The sequence below is a fragment of the Pseudolactococcus raffinolactis NBRC 100932 genome (assembly GCF_001591765.1).
In the GTDB taxonomy this organism is placed as follows: domain Bacteria; phylum Bacillota; class Bacilli; order Lactobacillales; family Streptococcaceae; genus Pseudolactococcus; species Pseudolactococcus raffinolactis.
Window position 1 is genome coordinate 1 of the sequence record NZ_BCVN01000090.1, and the last position, 1132, is coordinate 1132.

The following is a 1132-nucleotide window of genomic DNA, read 5'->3' on the forward strand; positions in this document are numbered from 1 at the left end:
CCTTTTTTTGTTGGATAAATATTAGTACATTGTGTGAAAATAGTGTAAAATAAACCTATGGAGAAAATCATTGTAATCGGGATATCTGGTGCTGGCAAATCAGTTTTATCAAGGAAGATCGGTCGGAAGTTGCAACTTCCGGTCTATCATTTGGATGCTTTCTTTCATTTGCCTGGTGGTGAAATGCTAAATCGGGATGCTTTTGTGGCACAACAAGAAGACATGATGACAACAGATCAATGGTTAATTGATGGTAATTATGCTGGAACGCTACCTATGAGATTAGCGCAAGCTGACACGGTGATTTGGCTTGACTTTCCATCTAAGCTAAATACACTACGGGTCATCAAGCGGTCTTGGCGATTTCGTCAGGATAAAAGCACACGACCAGATATGCCAGACTATTTTGAAGAGCAGATGTTTGACAAGGATTACTGGCAATTTCTAAAATTTGTTTGGACCTTTAACAAAAAAGTTCGACCTTATATTGTGTCAACACTTGAAAATCGTCCCAAAACAGCTAAACTCATCATCTTGAAAAATCGGAGACAAGTAACCAAATTTATGGCTAAACTTTGAAAACTAAAAAAGGAGCGCGTATGACATTTAAAGCAGTCCGTATTGACACCCTAGACATGAATCCCTTCACCAAATCGGTAAAGAGTGGCTACTGATCACGGCTGGTACAGCTGACAACTGCAACACCATGACCGCCAGTTGGGGTGGCTTTGGCTTTCTCTGGAATCGTAATGTCGCGACAGTTTATATCCGACCGCAACGCTACACCAAAACGTTTGTGGATGGGACGGATACTTTTACCCTCAGCTTTTTTAACGGTGATTTCCGAAAGGTCATGACTTATCTGGGGCAAACAAGTGGTCGTGATGCAGACAAAATCGTTAAAGCTGGCTTGACACCCCACAACTTTGAGGACACGGTAGGCTTTGAAGAAGCGGAGATGGTTTTTGTGATGCGAAAACTTTATCAAGCGACGATCGATCCCGAAAAATTTATTGATTCGTCTATTTCTGAACACTATCCTGAAAAAGACTACCACGATATGTATATCGCTGAAATCGTCAAAGTTTATGTCAAAGAAAATTAAAAAGCCGTCAGAGGCTTTTTATAGTGG

At 40.8% G+C, this 1132-nt stretch carries 2 protein-coding genes; both read left to right on the top strand.

Going from position 1 to position 1132, the window contains the following annotated elements; all coding sequences use genetic code 11:
* The first annotated feature begins 57 nt into the window (after nt 1–57).
* Nucleotides 58–579, top strand: a complete 522-nt coding sequence (locus LRA01S_RS10540) for a P-loop NTPase family protein (RefSeq protein ID WP_061775557.1) — start codon at nt 58–60, stop codon at nt 577–579.
* 127 nt (nt 580–706) lie between these two features.
* Nucleotides 707–1105 carry a flavin reductase gene (locus LRA01S_RS10545; protein ID WP_211276899.1) on the top strand — a complete coding sequence of 133 codons (399 nt, stop codon included), beginning with the start codon at nt 707–709 and terminating at the stop codon, nt 1103–1105.
* Nucleotides 1106–1132 lie beyond the last annotated feature (27 nt).